Here is a 1,038-nt window from a genome sequence, read left to right on the forward strand (position 1 = left end):
TGCATTTCCCAGCCGGGAGAGTGGTCACAGTTTACGTTGACTTTTCCGCCTATCACATCAGATACGGTAACGGAAATTAAAGATGAGCTGACCAAAATGAAATCGATTTTATTGGTCAGTAATCAAGACATTATCGTGCAAAAAATGGCTGATATTAGTCGCTTCATGGGATTTGATGTCACCGTTTTAGATGTAAAAAGCGTCTTTAAAAAGAAAGAATACGAGTTTGAATTTGACCTGATATTCGTCGATGTGGAAAGCCTTGATGTTTTAGAAAACCAATTAGACAGAATCGAATCGTTACTTTCATTTACTGAAGCGCGTGTGGTGTATCTTTTTGAACACAAACCTGCACAACGAGCTAAAAAAGCCGGCCATGACCCGATTTGGGTAGAGACTCAAGCGTGGCTGCTAAACACCAAAGCTACAATTGAGCGTTTGCTTTACGATTCCACTTATATCTCGTCAACACTGCCATCTGCGCCTTTAGATAAATCCATCAAGCGAACCATCATGGTTGTGGATGATAACGAGTCTCTGCGTAAGTTTACGGCGATGTTACTAGAGAAGCAGGGATTTGAAGTGGTACAAAAGGAAGATGGTCAGCAAGCATTGGACACTCTTGAAAAAGAAAATATCGATCTGATTTTAATGGATATTGAGATGCCAATCATGGACGGAGTAGAAGCGTCGCGACGTATCCGTAACTCAGAAAAGCCGTATGCAACTGTGCCGATTATTGCGCATACGGGAGACAGTTCTCCTGTGACGCTAGATAAAATTGGCTCATCTGGCATGTCCGACTTTATCGTTAAACCCGCAGATAAGAATCGCCTTTTCGATAAAATTGCTAACTGGATTTAAAACAGAGCTCAGGATTGAACTGAGCTCTGAACTTTCACTGGAACCAAGCGTAGGCTCAGCGTCCACTACGAATCAACTTACACAAACTCTAAGTCGGGATGGTCAAATGCCTCCTGACAAGCCGATAAGACGTGATCCACTTGTTGAGCTGTCATGTCGGCATTGACAGAAAAT

1 protein-coding gene is annotated in these 1,038 nt (G+C 42.5%); it reads left to right on the forward strand.

What is annotated here, in order from left to right:
* Positions 1–864 (forward strand): response regulator (locus R7P69_RS25240; RefSeq protein WP_318121836.1); only part of this gene is annotated, 864 nt, incomplete at its 5' end.
* Positions 865–1,038: the final 174 nt, after the last annotated feature.

The sequence above is a fragment of the Vibrio sp. 661 genome, from assembly GCF_033339315.1.
GTDB lineage: Bacteria > Pseudomonadota > Gammaproteobacteria > Enterobacterales > Vibrionaceae > Vibrio > Vibrio alginolyticus.